Here is a 19,025-nt window from a genome sequence, read left to right as displayed (position 1 = left end):
AAGCAGTCGATATCCAACCTTAAAGGCGAGCGCTTCGCTCTTTCAGCATGATATCGTTCCCTTCGCTCAGAGTAAGCTCGGCAATTTTCTATTTGGTGGGGCAGTAAAAGATCAACTGCTCGCTGTAAAGGTAATGCTATTTTGTTTTAAGCAATACTTGTTGTAAACGTGTAAAAGAAAAGAGATAGAGAATTGTTTATGGGAAAAGCTTGTTGTGAATATGGTAGTAAGAAAGTGGTAGTTGGAAATTTTTAATACTTTTTTGTAAAGTCCTGCCCGAAATGTGGGACGGGTTATAATGCGTATTGCTTCTGTTATCCTTTGACGGCTCCTGCCAAGCCTTCCATGTAGTAGCGTTGGGTGAACAGGAAAACGACGATGATGGGAATAACGGAAATGATCGTTCCGGCGGCGATCCAGCCGAAGTTGTAGGAAAATTGTCCGTTAAGATACGTGAGTGCAGATGCTAATGGGTATTTTTCGGGATCATCTAGCACAACGATTGGCCACAGGAAATTGTTCCAGAATGCCATTACTTCAAGTAGCATGATGACTGCAATCCCCGGTTTGACAAGTGGTAATACCAGTTGCCACCAGATGCGTAATTCGGATGCGCCGTCCATTTTACCGGAATCGCGAATTTCGCCGGGAATCGTTAAGAACGTCTGGCGCATCAAGAAAATATTAAATACCGATACTGCCGCAGGTAAGACTACACCTAGATACGTATTGCCTAGATTCATCCATTGAATGGTTAAGTAATGCACGATCATTGCTGTAGATGATGGAATAATCATTGTAGCAATCAGCATTGTAAAGACTACATCTCTTCCTTTAAAACGAAATACAGCTAACGGATAAGCAGTCATACAGGACAAAATAATATTAAAAACTACACCCATCACTGTAATAATCACAGTATTCATAATGTATTTTGGAAAATTCATAAAGTTCCACACTTGCGCATAATTGCTGAAATTAATAAATGTCGGGAAAATAGCAGGTGGATTGGAAAATACATTGCGCCCTGGCATCAGCGATACACTGAGCAACCATAGAAAAGGGCCGGTCATAAAAAAAGCTAAAGCAATCAGCAAAATATACGTAATCGTATACCGCAATCCTTTTTTCCATTTACGTGCTTGTGGACTGGGTGTTTTGTAATTGGGTTTGGTATTTATCGTTGGATTGTTCATCAGTACGTTTGCACACCGCCTTTCTTGTTCAGACGGAACACCAGTATACTCAAAATGCCGACGATCACACTTACGATCAGACCGAGTGCTGATGCGTAACCAAAGTTAAATTGTACCAATCCTTTTTGATAAATATATAGACTGGATGTGAGTGTTGCTGTACCCGGCCCACCTTTACCATTGGTTAATACAAATACTTCATCAAATACACGAATAGCCCCCATTAACGAGATTAATGTACAAAATAAAATATGCGGACGCAGTAAAGGGATCGTAATCCGGTAAATAGTCTGCCAGCGACTTGCTCCATCAATCATAGATGCTTCATAGAGATCGGTTGGAATCGATTGAAGTCCAGCCAGATACAGCATCATATAATAGCCAAGCCCTTTCCACATCGTAATAAACATAATCACATACAATGCTGTGTTACTACTGGACAGCCAGCCGACCTGCTCTTGAATCACACCTAATTGAATCAAGGCATAGTTGATCACACCATTACTGCTGAACAACCAGCTCCACATCAGCGCGACCGCCACCATAGAGGTGACGACCGGGATATAGTAAGCGGCGCGAAAAGCTTTGATTAATGGGATTCGGCTATTTACCAGAATCGCCATTAATATCGAAATAATCTGAATAATCGGTACAATCAACACATAGACCATCGAATTCCATAACGACGCCAAAAAGCTTTTATCTTGAAAAGCTGTTACATAATTGTCTAGACCGACATAGTGCGTTTCTCCAATCACCGAATAATCGGTTAACGATAATGGAAGTCCGTATACAATTGGCCATAACACGAATACAGCGACAATTAGCAGTCCAGGAGCCATAAATGCCCATGCGGCAAATGTTTCTGTTCTTATCCATTTCTTCATGTTCGTCCACCGCCTTCAAAGGGTCTTTCTTTGGTTAGGTTGCTGATCTGTTTGCAGAGCCCCTTAGTTTTGCGACAGAATTTGGTTTACTTCTTGTTCAGCTTCTGTCAATCCTTGTTGAGGGTCTTTCCCATTCATAAAGATTTCTTGCAATTGACGGGCAATCGCTGAGTTCACATCCCCTGCATTCGGTACACCTACCATATAATCGACTGCTTTATCCAAACTTTCGGCAGATACGACTTTGGCTTCAGATTCCAGTGTGCCATCATTTTGAGTGAAGAAAGGATCTTTAATCGATTCTTTGGTACTTGGTAATGTATTTGCTGCTTTGGCAAATGCGGTCTGATTGGTTGCATTGGTCAAAAATTTCGCAAATTCAGCCGCTTGTTCGGCATTCGCTGATTTTAAAGGTACAACAACATTCATCGTATTCGACAAACGCACATCGGCTTTGCCTGTAGGTAGCGGAACAGCAATCGTATTTTTATATACATCTGGTGCAGATGTTTTGATAAAATTAATAAAAGTAGGACCTGCAATTTCAAAAGCTGTCTGTTCACTGGAATAGTATTGAATCTGCTTATCAAAGTTAGCATCTTCTTTCACCAGTACACCTTCTTGGATCAATCCTTGCATTTTCTGAATTAAAGCTAGTGTAGCTGGCGTATTAAACGCTGCTGCGGTTTTGTCTTCATTCAAGATCGAGATACCTTCAACCGGGAACATTCTCGCTGCAAACGTAGTCGCATAACCAGTCGCTCCTGTTTTGGCTTTGATCTGACGAGACCATTCATTTAGCTCATCACGCGTTTTCGGCGGATTTTTGGGATCAAGCCCTGCTTGTTTTACCAGACGAGTGTTCATAAATAACACTTCTGTTCCGGTATACCACGGTAAAGCATAAGCTTTGTTATCAAAAACAGTCGAATTAAAAATACCATCAAAATATGATTTTTTCTCATCAGCGCTCATCCATTGTCCTAGATCAGCAAGTGCGCCTTTCGAAGCCATTTGATTAGCAAATTCTGTATTTAAATTCACTACATCAGGTACATTACCACTCGCGATTCCGGTTAATAACTTATTGGAAATAGCATCATATGGATAATCGCTCCATTCTACAGTTACCCCGGGATGACTTTTTTGGTATTCTGATATTAAGCCATTAAAATAATCATTGAACGTAGGTTGAAGAGCAATCGTCCAGAATTTCAAGGTGACTTTGCCATCTTTTGCCTCATTATCTTTGGCGTCTGAACCACATGCACTGAGTAGAGATACGCATAATGTAGCGATTAGACATAATGACATCCAACTTCTAAATTTCTTTTTCACAATCTTCATTCCTCTCGTGTGGCAGTTATACTTTCTACGACCATCATGTAATATGTAAGATATCGCGGTGTTGATGCCAGACACAGGCACCGTTCTACCTATGACACGAATTATAGCAAAACTAAATGTAACAAAAAAGGGATAGATAGGAATTAAAAGGGAATCGCTTTGTAATTATTTGTTTTTTTCTTACTAAATATGTGTAAAAGAAAGGAAATGTCTATGCAACCAGGATCGATTATTTTGACCAGTATTATTGTAGTAGCCATGGTTGCTGTTGCTGTTGTTCTCTGGATTGTGTTCCCTCTCAAAAAGGTAACGATCCATCCGGCAGATCCTATATTGCCTGTTCAAGAATCTCAACCAGATCACACAACACAAGAGCACCCAACGTCCAATTCCAACCCCAATATCGTAGATTTATCTGCTTTTCGTGAACGTAAACATCTAACATCTGAACAAAAATACGCTGCTAACTCTGCTGATATTCAACTCAAAGATACAACGGTACCACCGGTATCTACCCCTCCCAAATTAGCAACTGTTCGCAATTTACATCAACCCAAGCAAGTCCAATCTTTTTCCAGTGGACGCCTTCAAAAATGCTCGTATTGCAAAAAAGAGGTCAAACATCTCACTTTTTATGCTAATGATAATGGTGGATTAGTCGGAGTCTGCAAAGATTGTGAACATATCGCCAAAAGACAAGACTTGCTCCCTTTGTAAAGCGTAGAAATTACTCTGACGGCATGTAAATATGCAACTGGGATAGCATTACAAGTAGATATGATATTCTTCCGATTGTATTTATTTTCCAATTATGCAGGAATAGTCTTGCGACTCTTTTATGAATGCGCTATTATTTAGAAATAGTTGTCATGTTCGGATAGATGTAGGTATTGTCGTACATTGATTTTAATACCGTTACTAATGTGGAGGTCATGATGAGTAAGTATCAATTTATATGGAGCGAAGGTGTATTAGGCTACGGTGGGACAACATCTCTCGGCATGATCGCCATGCATTATATAGATCATCGTTTTGTACTGACTTTTCATAGTATTCTCGAAGAAATCACAGATACGGTTCCTTTGTTTTTGTTGTGCGGATATTTGTTCGGAGAAATGATGTGGCGCTGGAAAGCTCGCAAGACCGAGCAGAAAGAGTAGTATAGCCGTTGATATTGATGGCATAAAATAAAAAGCATGTATGCTCTAATTCAGATAGAGTATACATGCTTTTATTGTTATTCCCAGGGATATTCAGTGGTTAAATAGTCAGCAAATTCTTTACTTTCTTCTCTGCGCTGACGACGCATCGCTGCTCGTGAAGGAGCGGTTTCGTGCAATTTCTTTTCTTCTTCGGTTTCTGGAATGACTGTCGGTACTTGGACTTTATGATTGTCTTCACCAATCGCTACGAAGGTAAGAAAGGCAGTTGCTGCAATACGTTTTTCTCCTGTTTTGAGGTCTTCGCGTATGACTTTCACAAAAATCTCCATCGAACTACGACCTGTCCATGTGACAAACGATTCCAGTGTCACCGAATCGGTCGGATTGATCGGATATAGAAAATCGACAGAGTCTGTAGAAGCTGTAACTGTATCGACACGACATAATTTGGACGCAGTAATCGAAGCGATATCATCGATATAGGACATCAATTTACCACCAAATAAGGTATTGTGATTGTTAACATCGGTCGGGAACACGCGGGATGTTTTGAAGCAACGTGTTTCTCTAACATATTTACTTTCGACGGGTAGCGGTTTGGATGATGCTGGTTGTCCCGGTTGATCTGAAGAGTGCTGATCCATTGTTCTACCTCCCTATATTGATACAATCGTCTTTAGACTTGCTAGCTATTCTTATCATAGTCTTCTCAATGACGTGTTTGCAAATATAGCTTTCAGAAAATATACAATAAATCAGCAAATCATTTACCATTTCGATGAACCGGATGAACGGCTACTGCTTCCACTCCAACTGGAACTGCTAGATGAGCGACTTCCTCCACCGGATGATGAACCTCCTGAACCTCCGCCTGATGAACGTTGACGACGCTTGCGCTCTTGCTCCTGATCATAGATAGCTTTGTATTCGAGAGCAATCAATTGCAATATACTTTCGCCTTCCTGCGCTTGTTGCTGTGCTTGTACAAAATAACCCTGACTAACCAGTTGCTGTAACTCTTCGATCAGTCGATGAAGCATCGGAACATGCGTAGTGATTGCTGTTGTAAAATAACGAGCCGACAAATTCCGGTGTTCTTGCAGTAGTCCTTCGATCGCTTCCACAGCTTCTTGACGTTGTCTGGTCAGTTCTTCTACACGTTCTACAAAACTCTTTGTAGCGCTTGCCGCATGATCTACTGCTTCTTTTACTTTCAACATATTGAGCAAACTTCCGCTAATCATCTGCTCTGCTTGTTCCAGAGCGTCATAACTTATCGCTTGCACTTGTTGTGTATCGTCAGGATGAACGCTAATTGCCACTTGCTGGTTATTTGCACGCTGGTAGTCTTCTTGTAGATGGAGTAATCGTTGCTGTTCACTTTGCTTCTGATTGTCTAACAGGTCTTTGTAACTTGTAATCTCGGTACGTAATTGCTCCATACGAGATAAAGACTCTCTTACTTGTTCACTCCACGTATTGGCTTGACGATACTGTTGTATCTGATCATGTAGTGCATTCACAATTTGCGGAGTCAGTATATTCACTTCGCCCTGTCTTTTCTGAATTTCTTGATAACGTGCCCCTTGTTCTTGAATATGAACGCTCGCATACTCTGCTTGCAGACGACTCACTTCTTGATTGTATACTTCAGGCATATTGCGAAAATCTGTCATTTGCTGTTGCGCCATTGCCAATGTCTTGTTGGACTCATCCCGGAAACGAATCAGATCACTGACTACCTGACGAGCTTCTGCAATATCTTGCTCGATTATAGTCATACTTTGACGGATCAATTCTACGTTCCCACCCGCCAGCAATTGAGTCAGCCTGATCTCTTCTGCTCGTGCATGTTCTAATATACGGAAAGGATCGTCGACAGTTAATTTAAGCTTTTCCCGTTCGACAACCGGACGTAATTCTTGTTCGGTATTGTCGATCTCAGCGGTATACCTTTGACTGCGCTGTACCCATTCTCCATATAGACGAATATCTTCCAATAGAACATCTAACCATTGATCTGCACGTTCAGCCGGTTCTTTGGCTTTGATAAAATCAAATTCATCCAGTTGATCAGCTTCTTGCAAAATATGCTCAATCGTAGCGATTCGATCTTTCATCGCTGTCAGTGGATACTGGTATTGCTTTTCCAAATTCGTAACAGTTTGTTTGACTTGTTCCAGATTTACTTTGGACGCTTCCACTATGCCACGTACTGTACGTGATAACTCGTCAATTTCTTGATGATGTTGTTGTACATTTGCCATATCAGTCGCCCACTGTGTCTGCTGTTGTTCGATATGTTCGAGATCGGTAGCCGACTTTTTGACAGTGCCTATGGAGATAGTCACAGCATCTATTTGTTGCTGAGAAGTAGCAATACGCGCATGTTCTTGCATCAATTGTGCTTGCAATTGCTCAATCATTTCTTTGGTTTGTCCGGTGACAAATCCCATTTCTAATTCTTTGAACAGATCAGATACAATCAAGCTATTCAGTGAGGTCGCAATCTGATCATGCTGTACTTGTATCTGCTGACGACGAGCACGAAGCTTACCCACCCGGTTCAGTCGAATAATCAACCATATGACCAGCCAGATCAGAGCGATTCCACCGATCAATAAGGCAATCGCCGACCCCCAGTTCAGACCAACTTGTGCTAACTTTTGTGAAATAACAGTCGTTAATGGCACATGATTGATATATTTATTGACTGCCAGCACACCGCCTACAATATCGCCATCCTGTGCTGAAGGGACAAATTCGTTATCAGTTACTCCTTGTACAGTACGCTCATTGCTATTTGCAATTTTGTTAGCAAGCACTGCATTTTGAAATACCAGATGGACATAATTCGGATTGGTTGTAATAACAAGTACAATATCGTTTTTGCCCAAATTGGAACGATCATAAATCTGATTCGCATACGCTAATCCCTGCGCTTCATCCATGCCTGTAGCTGTATTCACATACATCTGGTACTCTTGTCCGCTTAGCTCTGTATTAAGCTTGTCAATCTCACTACTGCTGAATAGCCCTGCGTCATCCCGTACAAATCCTTGTTGCTGTGCACTATACACTATCCCTGTCATACTTTGCGAGATCAACCAGCATACGAACAATAGTGGAAGCCATATTTTGAGTGTGCGTTTGTCTATGTTCATCGATCATTTCCTTTCTTCCCTGCTCCACAGGGCGCCTTTAACAAAAAGGATATTTTGGTGAAAAAGATGTTTTAATAAATAGGCTTATATTATGATAGAACTTATAACAATATTTGTAATCTTAATTCAATCTGGAGGAAATGATCTTATGGTAAACCCTACTACATCTATGTTACCAAAATTATGTTCGTTAAACACAGCATTACCTGTAAATGTAGAATGGAATAACAAATCCGTCTATACCGGATTTATCAAACGTCCTTCTACCAAATCATTACCCATTAGTTCGCAAGGCATCGAGGGCGATGGTCAAGGCGATCTCAAAAATCATGGCGGGCCGGACAAAGCCGCTTGTGTCTACTCACAAGATCATTATGATTGGTGGGCAAAAGAAATGGATCGTCCTTTTGAAGCAGGCGCTTTTGGCGAAAATTTTACCGTTACTGGATTGACTGAAGATGTGGTATGTATCGGAGATGTGTACCGGATCGGAACCGCTGTTGTACAGGTTAGCCAACCCCGTCAACCTTGTTTTAAATTATCCGCTCATCTGGAACGTAAAGAAATGATTATGCGTGTACGGGAAACTGGATATTCTGGATTTTATTTTCGGGTATTGGAAGATGGAGTCGTGCAAGCAGGGGATGAATTTGAAATGATCCGTCAGGAAGGTAATGGAAGTACAATCGCTGCATGTAATCGGATTTTGTATGATGAACGTGGCGACACACCGGCTTTGCGCCAATTATTAGCAGAACCTGCGCTTACCGAATCACTTCGCAAGCATTTGAGCAAGCGGTTGGCTGATTGAACAGATATTAAATACCCTATGAGTACAAAGTCTAATTATTAACTTCTTAATTTGAAGAAACAAATAATTTTTTCAAAAAGTAATAAATCAATAATCAAATTATTAGATAAATAAGCTATAATAGTTTATGAATTCGATAAAAGAAAATATATAGTACTATAAATTATATTATTTTTATTTAATATGTTTTGATTCCAAAATAGATCATCTAAAGTTTACAAAATAAAAATTTTCTATTATGATTATTTCAAGAAAAAGGAAATAATCATAATAGAAAATTTGCATTTTTGTAAATGACTCTGCTAGTACTAGCAGAGTCATTTTTATGATATATAGATAATATTGAGGTGTAGATAATGAAAACTAGAGATATTGATATTAGAACATCACTTCATTTCATGTTAAATCAAGAACATAATAATGAACCAGATACATTGATACTTGATGAGCTTTCTGTTTGTCAAGGTGATGCAAGAATTGATGTCGCTGTTGTAAACGGAGAAATAAGCGGATATGAAATTAAGAGTGAGAGCGATACTTTAGTTAGATTGCCTTTACAAACAGAATACTACAATAAGGTGTTTGACAAAGTAACTATTTTGTCTGCAGCAAAATATTTAGAGGATATAAAAGATATTGTTCCAGATTGGTGGGGTATTATTCAAGCTGAGAAAGACGATGAAGGTATTATTCATTTTTTTACAATTAGACATCCAAAAAAAAATAATGATATTGAAGCTTATGCTCTTGCCCAATTGCTGTGGAGAGATGAAGCAATAAATATTTTAAAAGAACGGGGTTTACAAAAAGGACTTTTAAGCAAACCCCGACCTGTGTTGTGGGATGCACTTGCTAAAAAAATTCCTATAACCGAATTACAAGAGGAAATAAGAATTAGACTTAAGGCAAGATCAAATTGGAAAGCTCATTAACAACAACTGTAAGATGATGGTTGGTTCCTGCTTTGCGCCAAGAGGTTGCATTTCCAGGACCTTCATTTTGGTTTGCAACTTCATTTATATAATTGTCTCCATTACTATAACTTGCTCCATAGTATTCAAGATGTCTAACTACTTCTGCAGCAATTCTAAAATATTGAGAAGCTCCTGTTTTTCTAATTGATTTTCCTTTGAAAATAATATACTTATCAGTAGCTGTATATCTAATATTGGCACTCATGTTAATAAAACGAGGATCAGCATCAAATGGTACAGGATTAGAAATTACGTAATCACCAAACTGAATAGTTTTGTATAAATCATTTGTTTGAATTATAGATTTCCATATTAACCATTCACTGCGTTCTATTGTATCTATAGAATTAGAACCGATTTTAGAAAGATCTGGCGGAAAAGATGTTCCAATTAAAATAACACTTCTAAAATGTTGAATTAAAGTAATATTACTTAGTAAACCTTCCAAAAAAAATAAAGTTCTTACTTGATTTTCAGGATCAGAATACTCGTAATCTATAATTAAATCAACCTCCGAAAAACCCACATTCAGATTGGAAACTAAATTAGTAATATTATGTTCTAAATTTGAAAAATCATGTTCTTTGAGTCTAATGCAAATACCGTTTTGATCATGCTGATGAGCTAATCTAACTTCGTTTTGATACGCAGTATCACGATCAGGACTTGTAACTGGAATTAGATTAATATTTCTGTTTCTTGCTTCTTGCATTACATAGGACACAGGATGTTGACTATTGTAAAGCCTCTCATTTGGATCAATATAAATCAAATCCATAAATAAAGGAGCTTCGATAGCCCAAGAAGCAGATAGTGTTTCTCCAATTCTTAATATATGTTCATCTATTGTCTTTTTTGGACATTCATTTTCATAATCCCAATCAATAGGAGGTAGTTCAAGTAATGGAGACATTCTCTCTTTAATACTATGGGGTAGTACTTCGACTGCTCTTTGTTCCCCTTGCTTCCATTTTAAAACTGGTACATATTTCCCTGGATTTATTAACATTCTCATTCCTCCTAAAGTTATGTATTCATCGGCTGAATGTATTTTCTAGTGACTTCCAGACTATTACATTGTACACTTTATTTTCTAATTTTGTAGTCCTTTTTGTTTATTTATAAAAATAATATATATTTATAAATAGGTACAAAGAACTTTTTAGAGAAATTTTACGATAAATATACTTAGTATAGATTCGATTATGTATAGTAAATAATTTCTTTTAAAATTTTTTTCTCATATAAATTGTTTTTTCAATCATAAAAAATCCCCTTTTGGTTTTTAGTGTTGATCTTATTTTAATCTAAAGATCTTTTCACATTTTCCCAAGAGGGGACAAAATTAATACTATATATGTGATTCTAGTCTTTACCTACGTCAGTCTGTATTTATTTCACTATTCCTTGCATCACATAACTATACGTATACGAACGATTCGCATACAGACGATATTGTTCATGTGGTTCGGAACCCCAGCTATCATCGCCACCGACACCGGTTTGCTTATCATTGATACGCACAACGGTATGTCCGCTGACAGGCAACTGGTAATGATGTGGAGCGGCTTCCAGTTCTGCTGGTGTATATGGAAGAACATTCAGTTCCACCAGTGGCAGACCTGTAATTTGTAAGCCTACTCCATCGCTATTGGTAATCGTCGCTAAGCGTACATCTACTTTATTTCCACATTCCTGTGGTTTGAGATACGGAGCCATTTGTTCAGCTACCGTTCCATTGTAGATGCCTACTTTGCCGCTAGATTGACGATCCCAATATGTCTCATGCGGGCCTAATCCATACCATGATAATTGATCAAAAGAAGCATCCATCATCAATAGCATACCGATCTCTGGAATTTCAGGTAAGTCTTTGCCCGGATTCAATCGTTGAGTCACTTCGACCCGTCCATCGGCAAAAATATGATAATCTACAAAACACTGCGAATACCCTGCGGTCGGCAGTAAATATTCTACTTTGATAATGATGATATCTTGTGCTCGTGCCAGATCGACTTCAAAATGAACCAATTCTCGCTCATCTGAAGCACTACGCCATACCTCGCTACGCTGATCCAGATGATTCCCGCGATCATTGTCTGTCATCGCACGCCAGAAATGCGGAGCAGGTGCTTGAGCCAACAATTGTACTTTGTTGATCTGATAAGACAGCATCTCGCCATTGGTTGAATCGAAAATGATCGAGAATCCTTCACCATTGATCATAATCATACCTGCATGTTGTACAGCGACAAGGCTAGATTCGCTAATCGGCTCTGGATCGTGCAATTCAGCATCATGATGCGAACCGAACGACAATACCACAGGCAATGTAAATTGGGAAAAGGCTACTTCATGACCGGCTTGCGCCCATAATTGATCCGCGCGAAGCACGATCGATAATGTCAAAATATACTCCACCCCTGGTGCACGTTGAATCTGCTTCAACTCTGGTAAAGTGACGGTCACATTCTGCCCTGGCGCACAACTTACATCGCTTAGTACACCCTGATCAACAGGTTGACCATTCGCTGTTAATATCCATTTGAAATCAAATTCTTCTAACGATGTAAACAAATACTGATTTGTTAATTCAACCTCTATCACTGCTTCGCCTGCGGATAAATGCTTAGTTGTAATGACCGCATTCGATTCCAGCCCATCATCGACAGGATGATCTTCACCTAATCGCCAGTTGAACTTCACCTGCTCATAACATTTTTTCACTTCATCCAGCTTCGCAGATACCGTACGATCAGCAAAAATCAGACCATCTCCGCAGAAATTACCGTCATGAGGAGTCTCACCAAAGTCACCACCGTATGCTAAATATGTGGTTCCGTCTTCAGTCTGTGTCTGAATCGCTTGATCGATCCAATCCCAGATAAATCCACCTTGTAATACTTCATAACGATCGAACAATTTCCAGTATTCTGCTAAACCACCACAGGAATTCCCCATCGCATGGCTGTATTCACACAGGATAAACGGCTTCGTTGGATTATGTTGAGCATATTTCTCAATCTCCCGAATATGGGTGTACATCTGACTTTCGATATCCGAAGCATCTTCAGAAGGACGATAATGAAATACACCTTCATAATGTACTACTCGCGATGGATCTGCTTTGCGTAAAAAGTCTGCCATATGCAAGAAATTATCGCCACCAAACGATTCATTACCAAGCGACCAGATTACGATAGATGGATGATTTTTATCCCGCTGGAACATTGAGTTCGTACGATCTAACACATTATATGTCCAATCTGGATTGCTACCTGGCACTGTATTGAGCAGTTCTTTTTGCCCGTATGTCCAAGCGCCATGACTTTCCAGATTCACTTCATCGATCACATACAATCCATATTGATTGCATAGTTCATACCAGAGCGGATGATTCGGATAATGAGAAGTCCGTACTGCATTGATATTGTATGATTTCATGAGCTGAATATCTGCGATCATATCGTCACGTGTAATTGCACGTCCGGTCACCGCATTGAACTCATGCCGGTTAACTCCTTTAAAGACTACTGTTTTCCCGTTGATCTTCATCACATTGCCTTCAATTGCAAACGTACGGAAGCCTACCTGACAGCCTGTATGATGAATAATATGACCGTTGGTATCTTTAAGCGTCAACACCAGATGATAGAGGTGTGGCGCTTCTGCACTCCATTTCAAAGGGTTAATAACATCGGTCGACAACTGAATCTGTGTGCGATGAATATCTCCGCCTTCTAATCCTTCAGTTGCATTAAAAGGAAACGAAACCGGGCTACTTAACGGAAGATCCCAGAGTGGATTGCGGTCTGCATCATACAGTTGGGCATGTACACTGTAAGACTCCTTATCCACATCAGTAAATCGTAGGCTGTCTGTAGGATCAGGATAAGCTAGTGCTGAACCGGAATGATGCAATGTAAGATCGACGGTGAATTGTGCGTCCTGACACTGTGCATCCAGATCAGTATGTACAAAGAAGTCTTGGATATGTGTATCCGGCAACGCATATAGATACACATCTCTAAAAATACCGCTCAATCGCCAAAAGTCTTGATCTTCTAACCAGCTACTATCACACCAACGATAGACTTCTACTGCTAATTTATTTTCACCTGCTTGTAAATAAGGTGTCAGATCAAATTCTGCCGGAGTAAATGAGTCTTCACTATAACCGACAAGATCGCCATTCACCCAGATATAAAAAGCAGATTCTACACCTGCAAAATGGATATAGACCGAACCTTTATCCTGCCATTCTTGAGGGACAGAAAACGTGCGTACATAGGAACCGACAGGATTGAACTTGGTCGGTGCTTCCGGTGGTTGAATATCTTCATGCCCATCCCACGGATAACGTACATTGGTATAATGAGGAGCATCATAACCATGCATTTGCCAGTGTGCAGGTACAGGGATCGTTTGCCATGTACTGGTGTCATACTCTTTTGTATAAAAATCAACAATACGCTGATCTGGATTTTCAGCCCATGCGAATTGCCATGTTCCATTTAGGGATTGGTAATAAGGTGAATCTGTAATTTCTCCATGTAAAGTCTGTTCTACCGAATCATACGGAATAACAGACGCATGAGCATCTAGACGATTAAGACGGAAAATACCGGGATTGCGGTTCCATTCAGGAAACCCGTTCGGTGGAGCGGTATACGTATACTTTTGGTTACGCAAATCAATCACCTCTTTAGTCGACATAGTTGTAGATGTATATAGATTCAATCATACATCGGTACCGGATAAGAAACGAATCCCTATTCTATGCACAAAAGGAGTCATTACATTCACAAGTAATGTCTGACAATCGCGTGGATACGATGCTTCTCGTACACTGCTAGCGGTATGTTGTAGACATCCACCTGTTAATTCCATCATGTCATTTCCTTGCTGAACAACAACCGTTCCTGCTGACCATAAATGAGATTCAGGAGTGATCTGCTCCAATTGCCCATCGACGGCTGTAATCATCGCTTGCTGGTCAAACACAAACGATAGCTGTGTCATTACATCGGTAGGCTCGTTAGAGATAATCTCTAGATCAAATCCATGTTCCAATTCACTTATACGCACTTCCAGTTGATAGGTCTGCGTATGCGTAGCTGTACGGTGTTGATGAGGAAGTAAATACCATGGACTCACTGTTGCTTGTGCAGAATCAGGTAATTCATGCTCGGGCACACAACTATTGTAACCCTTTTCATACGTCGCTGTCATTGTGAACCCATCTGCTGTTGGTGTTAAAGATTGCATCGGTACAAAGCCCGGGCCGAAATAAGAAGCAATCTGTAGACCAAGCAATCGCACTTGACCGTATCGGATAGCTAGCAATGAAGATGTTTCTGTCATCATTGTAATGCTGGTATCTCCTTTACGAATACGCATTACCGGTGCACCGAAATCCAAATGAGGGCGACTGTATTGAATCTGATGATAGCCTACTTCGGCAATCTGCTTGATATACTGGTGACGATTAAAAGAAAGATTGATCATTTTGCGATAATGGGTCGGTAAAGCTGTCGCCAGTACAGCCTCACCTTCATCAGGATATAACAACATGCCTACCAGTGGATTGTTCGCACTGCTTGGTGGACGAGCAGTATTCTGTAAAGCTTGCTGAGCTAATCCTGTCATTGCCGCAAATTGAGAATTCTGATCGATAATCGTCATTAGATAGTAAGACAGCATATAACTATCCAGTGTAAAATTCTGTCCAAAATCTTGACGACCTGAATAATCAGTCACAATCTCGCCTGACGGATGGATCAGATAGATCATCATCTCTAGATTCGCTCGCACAGGCTCTAGCAATTCGGGCTTGTCTAATAAGCGAGCCGTATGAATAAACATCACATCGCTCACCGCATTGTAAATACCGTTACTACGCTCTGTCCATTCTCCATCTGGAGTGATATCAATCCCTTCTGCTAACCATTGTTCTGCTCGCTCTAGCAGTCTAACATCACCGAATAATCGATACAGATAACTAAGTGCCGCCGATAATACCCAGCGATGATTAGGCGTATGACAACCGCCTGTTACCATGACCGGAATGGTTTGCTTGAGAAATAATAATATACGACTAGCGACCGGAGCACTTTTACTCCAATCATCCTGTTCTAACAATAGATACAATTGCGAATACCCGACTACGACAAAAGCGGTATCTGGAGGCGAATGAAAATTAGTCCACCCCGGAGAGATGGACCCATCGTCATGTTGAAAAGCAAGCATATATTGAGCCGCATATTCAAGTCGCTCTAACACTTGTTCGCTATGGTAATAGGCTGAAGAAGGGTTGACTAATGCCGCTCCCCAGACCGCCATCCAGACTGGCGTTCCTGCATGATGATTCGGCCAGGCAATGCCATTTTCAGGATCAATCACTCCACCAAACGATCGGTGATTTTGATCTAGAATCTGTCCCGCCAGACCTTGTTCTACCCAACGATCATTCAATTTCACCAGTTGCTCGCTCACAGCCATAGAGATTCCTCCTTGCTTGTTATTGGTTTGATATCGACTTGTCTGTATATGATATCTCGTCATATGAATAGGATGTTTTATTTGCGATGTCGTTCTTGAATTTTACTTATCAATAACTGATGACTATCTTCAATCTCTTGAGGCTGACAGGCGGCTTTCAATTCATATACTTTGACAGGAGCCGCATCAATAATATCGAGAAAACGATCAAAAAACGTCATATCTTTACTATGAATATAAGGACACCAATGATCTGATAATCCTAATGTCTCATGAATATGCACACCGATAATATCATCTTTCATCGCGTTCGCTTCTTCGGCATTCTGATACAATCCCATCCGATCCATCATCATCCCATGTCCGATATCGTACCAGAGATAGACAGGCGCACCTTGCATACGATCACGTATCTTTTTCGCTTCAGATAGGGTAGGCATTTGATAACAACGGGAACGGGTTTCGATGCCAAAAGCTACATCATATCCTTTGGATAACACACGATCACATACTTCTTCCAGACTGTGCTGAATCCTTTGTAAATAATGCTCGGATAGACTTTCCCGACGCTCGATCATTTCTGACCATAGCTGTTGATACGCAGGCGAGTCTTTGCCTTGTTCATGATAAATGCCTTTTAACGTCTCATCTATATTGGTAGCAAAAGGGACTTCTCCGGGATGCACGACAACTGCTCTAGCTCCATAACGATAAGCATATTCCGCGGACTTTACCAGTAAATCGATCGCTTTTTGCCGTTTCACTTTATCATCGAACCCGAGCAATACCGAATCGGTTCCATAATCAGGATCAGGGGTGTGAGGAAATGTATTATGCACACTGGAGATACCGATTAAGCCACGTTCAATCATCGGCTCAATCGTCTGCAACATCTCGGTGGTCACATTGTAATTCAGTTCTACTTGCTGAAATCCCAATTCTTGAATCTCAGCGATCATCTCTGCTCCACTGGTATGACGCTTAATATTCCAGCATGTTGAAAAAGAATATTCTCCTTTGGATGTAAGCATATAGACTCCTTTCATGACCTCTTTAGACGTGCTATAACCTTATCCTTTGACTGCACCTAACATCACTCCACTGACAAAATAACGTTGCAACCACGGATAGACAATTAGAATCGGAATCGTTGCAAAAATAACACTAGCGGCTTTGAGACTTTCCGGCATCATTTGTGCAGAACCAACCACTTCATTGCGCATCAATTCGCTTGCCATATTATTTTGGATCAATTGATATAATTTGAGCTGTAACGGGTATAATTCCGGGCTATTAATATACATCAGCGTATCCATAAATCCATTCCAGCGTCCGACCGCATAAAACAGACTTAATGTAGCAATCACCGGTAACGATAATGGTAAAATAATTCGCCATAATGTATAAAAGTGACTGCTTCCATCCATTTCAGCCGCTTCTTCCAGACTCTCAGGAATATTACGGAAAAAGGAAATCATAATAATAAGATAAAAAGGGCTAATCAATCCCGGTAAAATCAATGCCCACATCGTATCCAGCAAATGCAGATTACGCACCAGAATATACTCAGGAATAATACCGCCACTGAAAAACATCGTAATAATAATCAATACCATAAAAAATCCGCGTCCTTTAAGGTTAGACTTGGACAATGGATACCCTGCCGCAATCGTCATCGCCATACAAAGGATCGTAAAAATAACAGTCAGCATCACAGTAAATCCAAGCGAACGAATCATCGACATATCGCTAAATACTTTGACATACGCTTCTGTTGTCCACTCGACTGGAAAAAGCGATACTTCGCCTGACATAATCGGACGCGCCGAGCTAAGAGAGATTGCCAGAATATGAATAAAAGGAATCAGACAGACTAACACGACAATAGTCAGTAAAGTGATATTCACAATATCAAAAATACGATCACCTTTGCTGGTCGTTGTTTTGGCTTTTACCGCAGTGGTTTTGCTGATATCGGCTATTTTCTCCATTAGAGTATCCCCTCTCCTGTCGATTTCTTAGATGCATAGTTCGCACCGAGTACAAATATCAATCCAACGACTGCCTGAAAAAGTCCAACCACTGTAGCCAGCGTGTATTGACCGGATTCTAGACCAATCCGATAGACAAATGTACTAAGCACATCCGAGTAATCTTGTACCGCTACATTACCAATTACAAATGGACGTTCAAATCCGATCGTTACCATATTACCTAGATTGATAATTAGCAATGTAATAATCGTTGTTTTGAGTCCCGGTAATGTAATATGCCAGATCCGCTTGAGTCGTCCTGCTCCATCCATATCTGCGGCTTCATACAGTTCTTTGTTGATACCTGTCAAAGCAGCTAAGTATAAAATCGTACCCCAACCTGCACTTTGCCATACTCCTGTTAGCAAGTACGTTACCAACCAATAATTCGGATCGGTAAGAAAAGGAATCGGCTGAAAGCCAAGAGCCATCCACATATTGTTGACGAATCCAGATTGCGTACCGAACACTTGATACACAATGCCTCCGATAATTACCCATGAAATAAAATGCGGAATATACAGAATAGTCTGCGATAACTTTTTGAACCAGACCGCTTTGACTTCATACAACATGATCGCTAATAATAACGGTGCTGGAAAAGAAACCAACAGATCTAGAAAGTTCAGCATTAATGTATTACGCAATGTTTTGTAGAAATCCTGATTTTGAAAAACTTCGCGGAACGCATCCCAACCGATCCATTCACTATCATTAATTCCTTGAAAAAAGTTAAAGTCTTTAAAAGCAATTTGAATACCGTACATCGGCCCGTATTTAAATGTTAGAAAGTAAGCAAGCGGTAAAATGAGCAGGAAATACAACTGCCAGTATCTGCGGAGGTAAGTAGACATTCTCACGTTGGTACTCCCCTTTCATTAAAATGGTTGTGGAAAAACCTTCACTCTGGTCTGGGTGGAAATGTGCTGGATTGATGGGAAAGCGCTTC

15 protein-coding genes are annotated in these 19,025 nt (G+C 40.3%); 4 read left to right on the top strand and 11 right to left on the bottom strand.

Features of this window, described 5'->3' with window-relative positions:
* Positions 1 to 314: 314 nt before the first annotated feature.
* The 3 genes from ACFSGI_RS20415 to ACFSGI_RS20405 all read right to left on the bottom strand — a co-directional run bounded on the left by ACFSGI_RS20415 (position 315) and on the right by ACFSGI_RS20405 (position 3,397).
* Positions 315 to 1,196, bottom strand: coding sequence for a carbohydrate ABC transporter permease (locus tag ACFSGI_RS20415; protein ID WP_204826044.1), 882 nt, complete (start codon positions 1,194 to 1,196; stop codon positions 315 to 317).
* Positions 1,196 to 2,083 (bottom strand): carbohydrate ABC transporter permease, encoded by an 888-nt coding sequence (locus tag ACFSGI_RS20410; RefSeq protein ID WP_204826043.1) that lies wholly within the window; start codon positions 2,081 to 2,083, stop codon positions 1,196 to 1,198. The genes ACFSGI_RS20415 and ACFSGI_RS20410 overlap by 1 nt, the downstream gene beginning before the upstream one ends.
* A gap of 63 nt (positions 2,084 to 2,146) precedes the next feature.
* Entirely contained in the window at positions 2,147 to 3,397 is a 1,251-nt protein-coding gene (locus ACFSGI_RS20405; protein WP_204826318.1) for an ABC transporter substrate-binding protein, read from the bottom strand.
* 240 nt (positions 3,398 to 3,637) lie between these two features.
* Here ACFSGI_RS20405 and ACFSGI_RS20400 point away from each other — a divergent pair, with 240 nt between their 5' ends.
* A complete protein-coding gene (locus tag ACFSGI_RS20400) occupies positions 3,638 to 4,147 on the top strand; it encodes a hypothetical protein (RefSeq protein ID WP_379284233.1) in 510 nt (169 codons plus the stop codon).
* Positions 4,148 to 4,365: 218 nt separating this feature from the next.
* Entirely contained in the window at positions 4,366 to 4,590 is a 225-nt protein-coding gene (locus ACFSGI_RS20395; RefSeq protein ID WP_204826042.1) for a hypothetical protein, read from the top strand.
* Between the two features lie 77 nt (positions 4,591 to 4,667).
* Here ACFSGI_RS20395 and ACFSGI_RS20390 read toward each other — a convergent pair whose 3' ends face one another.
* Together ACFSGI_RS20390 and ACFSGI_RS20385 are read right to left on the bottom strand one after the other, a co-directional pair.
* The gene (locus ACFSGI_RS20390; RefSeq protein ID WP_204826041.1) at positions 4,668 to 5,237 is read right to left on the bottom strand and encodes an acyl-CoA thioesterase; all 570 of its coding nucleotides are present in this window, start codon (positions 5,235 to 5,237) and stop codon (positions 4,668 to 4,670) included.
* Positions 5,238 to 5,360: 123 nt separating this feature from the next.
* A complete protein-coding gene (locus tag ACFSGI_RS20385; protein WP_204826040.1) occupies positions 5,361 to 7,757 on the bottom strand; it encodes a TPM domain-containing protein in 2,397 nt (798 codons plus the stop codon).
* Positions 7,758 to 7,905: 148 nt separating this feature from the next.
* Here ACFSGI_RS20385 and ACFSGI_RS20380 point away from each other — a divergent pair, with 148 nt between their 5' ends.
* Both ACFSGI_RS20380 and ACFSGI_RS20375 read left to right on the top strand, forming a co-directional pair.
* On the top strand, positions 7,906 to 8,568 hold the full coding sequence (locus ACFSGI_RS20380) for an MOSC domain-containing protein (protein ID WP_204826039.1): 663 nt from the start codon (positions 7,906 to 7,908) through the stop codon (positions 8,566 to 8,568).
* 356 nt (positions 8,569 to 8,924) lie between these two features.
* On the top strand, positions 8,925 to 9,500 hold the full coding sequence (locus ACFSGI_RS20375; protein ID WP_379284229.1) for a sce7726 family protein: 576 nt from the start codon (positions 8,925 to 8,927) through the stop codon (positions 9,498 to 9,500).
* Here ACFSGI_RS20375 and ACFSGI_RS20370 read toward each other — a convergent pair.
* The 6 genes from ACFSGI_RS20370 to ACFSGI_RS20345 all read right to left on the bottom strand — a co-directional run bounded on the left by ACFSGI_RS20370 (position 9,469) and on the right by ACFSGI_RS20345 (position 18,930).
* Positions 9,469 to 10,551, bottom strand: a complete 1,083-nt coding sequence (locus ACFSGI_RS20370; RefSeq protein ID WP_204826038.1) for a beta family protein — start codon at positions 10,549 to 10,551, stop codon at positions 9,469 to 9,471. The two genes, ACFSGI_RS20375 and ACFSGI_RS20370, sit on opposite strands and share 32 nt — an antisense overlap.
* Before the next feature lie 383 nt (positions 10,552 to 10,934).
* The gene (gene lacZ, locus ACFSGI_RS20365; RefSeq protein ID WP_204826316.1) at positions 10,935 to 14,258 is read right to left on the bottom strand and encodes a beta-galactosidase, LacZ type; all 3,324 of its coding nucleotides are present in this window, start codon (positions 14,256 to 14,258) and stop codon (positions 10,935 to 10,937) included.
* Positions 14,259 to 14,282: 24 nt separating this feature from the next.
* On the bottom strand, positions 14,283 to 16,043 hold the full coding sequence (locus ACFSGI_RS20360) for a hypothetical protein (protein ID WP_379284226.1): 1,761 nt from the start codon (positions 16,041 to 16,043) through the stop codon (positions 14,283 to 14,285).
* 77 nt (positions 16,044 to 16,120) lie between these two features.
* Entirely contained in the window at positions 16,121 to 17,074 is a 954-nt protein-coding gene (locus tag ACFSGI_RS20355; RefSeq protein WP_204826037.1) for a sugar phosphate isomerase/epimerase family protein, read from the bottom strand.
* A gap of 39 nt (positions 17,075 to 17,113) precedes the next feature.
* Positions 17,114 to 18,034 carry a carbohydrate ABC transporter permease gene (locus ACFSGI_RS20350; RefSeq protein ID WP_204826036.1) on the bottom strand — a complete coding sequence of 307 codons (921 nt, stop codon included), beginning with the start codon at positions 18,032 to 18,034 and terminating at the stop codon, positions 17,114 to 17,116.
* A complete protein-coding gene (locus ACFSGI_RS20345) occupies positions 18,034 to 18,930 on the bottom strand; it encodes an ABC transporter permease (protein ID WP_379284223.1) in 897 nt (298 codons plus the stop codon). The genes ACFSGI_RS20350 and ACFSGI_RS20345 overlap by 1 nt, the downstream gene beginning before the upstream one ends.
* Positions 18,931 to 19,025 lie beyond the last annotated feature (95 nt).

The organism is Paenibacillus nicotianae (assembly GCF_042681745.1).
GTDB classification, from domain to species: Bacteria; Bacillota; Bacilli; order Paenibacillales; family Paenibacillaceae; genus Saccharibacillus; species Saccharibacillus nicotianae.
This window is presented reverse-complemented; position numbering and strand designations above follow the sequence as displayed.

Coding starts and splice junctions, on each gene's coding strand:
- ACFSGI_RS20415 (WP_204826044.1), bottom strand. CDS start 1,196: ATGAACAATCCAACGATAAATACCAAACCCAATTACAAAACACCCAGT.
- ACFSGI_RS20410 (WP_204826043.1), bottom strand. CDS start 2,083: ATGAAGAAATGGATAAGAACAGAAACATTTGCCGCATGGGCATTTATG.
- ACFSGI_RS20405 (WP_204826318.1), bottom strand. CDS start 3,397: ATGTCATTATGTCTAATCGCTACATTATGCGTATCTCTACTCAGTGCA.
- ACFSGI_RS20400 (WP_379284233.1), top strand. CDS start 3,638: ATGTCTATGCAACCAGGATCGATTATTTTGACCAGTATTATTGTAGTA.
- ACFSGI_RS20395 (WP_204826042.1), top strand. CDS start 4,366: ATGAGTAAGTATCAATTTATATGGAGCGAAGGTGTATTAGGCTACGGT.
- ACFSGI_RS20390 (WP_204826041.1), bottom strand. CDS start 5,237: ATGGATCAGCACTCTTCAGATCAACCGGGACAACCAGCATCATCCAAA.
- ACFSGI_RS20385 (WP_204826040.1), bottom strand. CDS start 7,757: ATGAACATAGACAAACGCACACTCAAAATATGGCTTCCACTATTGTTC.
- ACFSGI_RS20380 (WP_204826039.1), top strand. CDS start 7,906: ATGGTAAACCCTACTACATCTATGTTACCAAAATTATGTTCGTTAAAC.
- ACFSGI_RS20375 (WP_379284229.1), top strand. CDS start 8,925: ATGAAAACTAGAGATATTGATATTAGAACATCACTTCATTTCATGTTA.
- ACFSGI_RS20370 (WP_204826038.1), bottom strand. CDS start 10,551: ATGTTAATAAATCCAGGGAAATATGTACCAGTTTTAAAATGGAAGCAA.
- lacZ (WP_204826316.1), bottom strand. CDS start 14,258: ATGTCGACTAAAGAGGTGATTGATTTGCGTAACCAAAAGTATACGTAT.
- ACFSGI_RS20360 (WP_379284226.1), bottom strand. CDS start 16,043: ATGGCTGTGAGCGAGCAACTGGTGAAATTGAATGATCGTTGGGTAGAA.
- ACFSGI_RS20355 (WP_204826037.1), bottom strand. CDS start 17,074: ATGCTTACATCCAAAGGAGAATATTCTTTTTCAACATGCTGGAATATT.
- ACFSGI_RS20350 (WP_204826036.1), bottom strand. CDS start 18,034: ATGGAGAAAATAGCCGATATCAGCAAAACCACTGCGGTAAAAGCCAAA.
- ACFSGI_RS20345 (WP_379284223.1), bottom strand. CDS start 18,930: ATGTCTACTTACCTCCGCAGATACTGGCAGTTGTATTTCCTGCTCATT.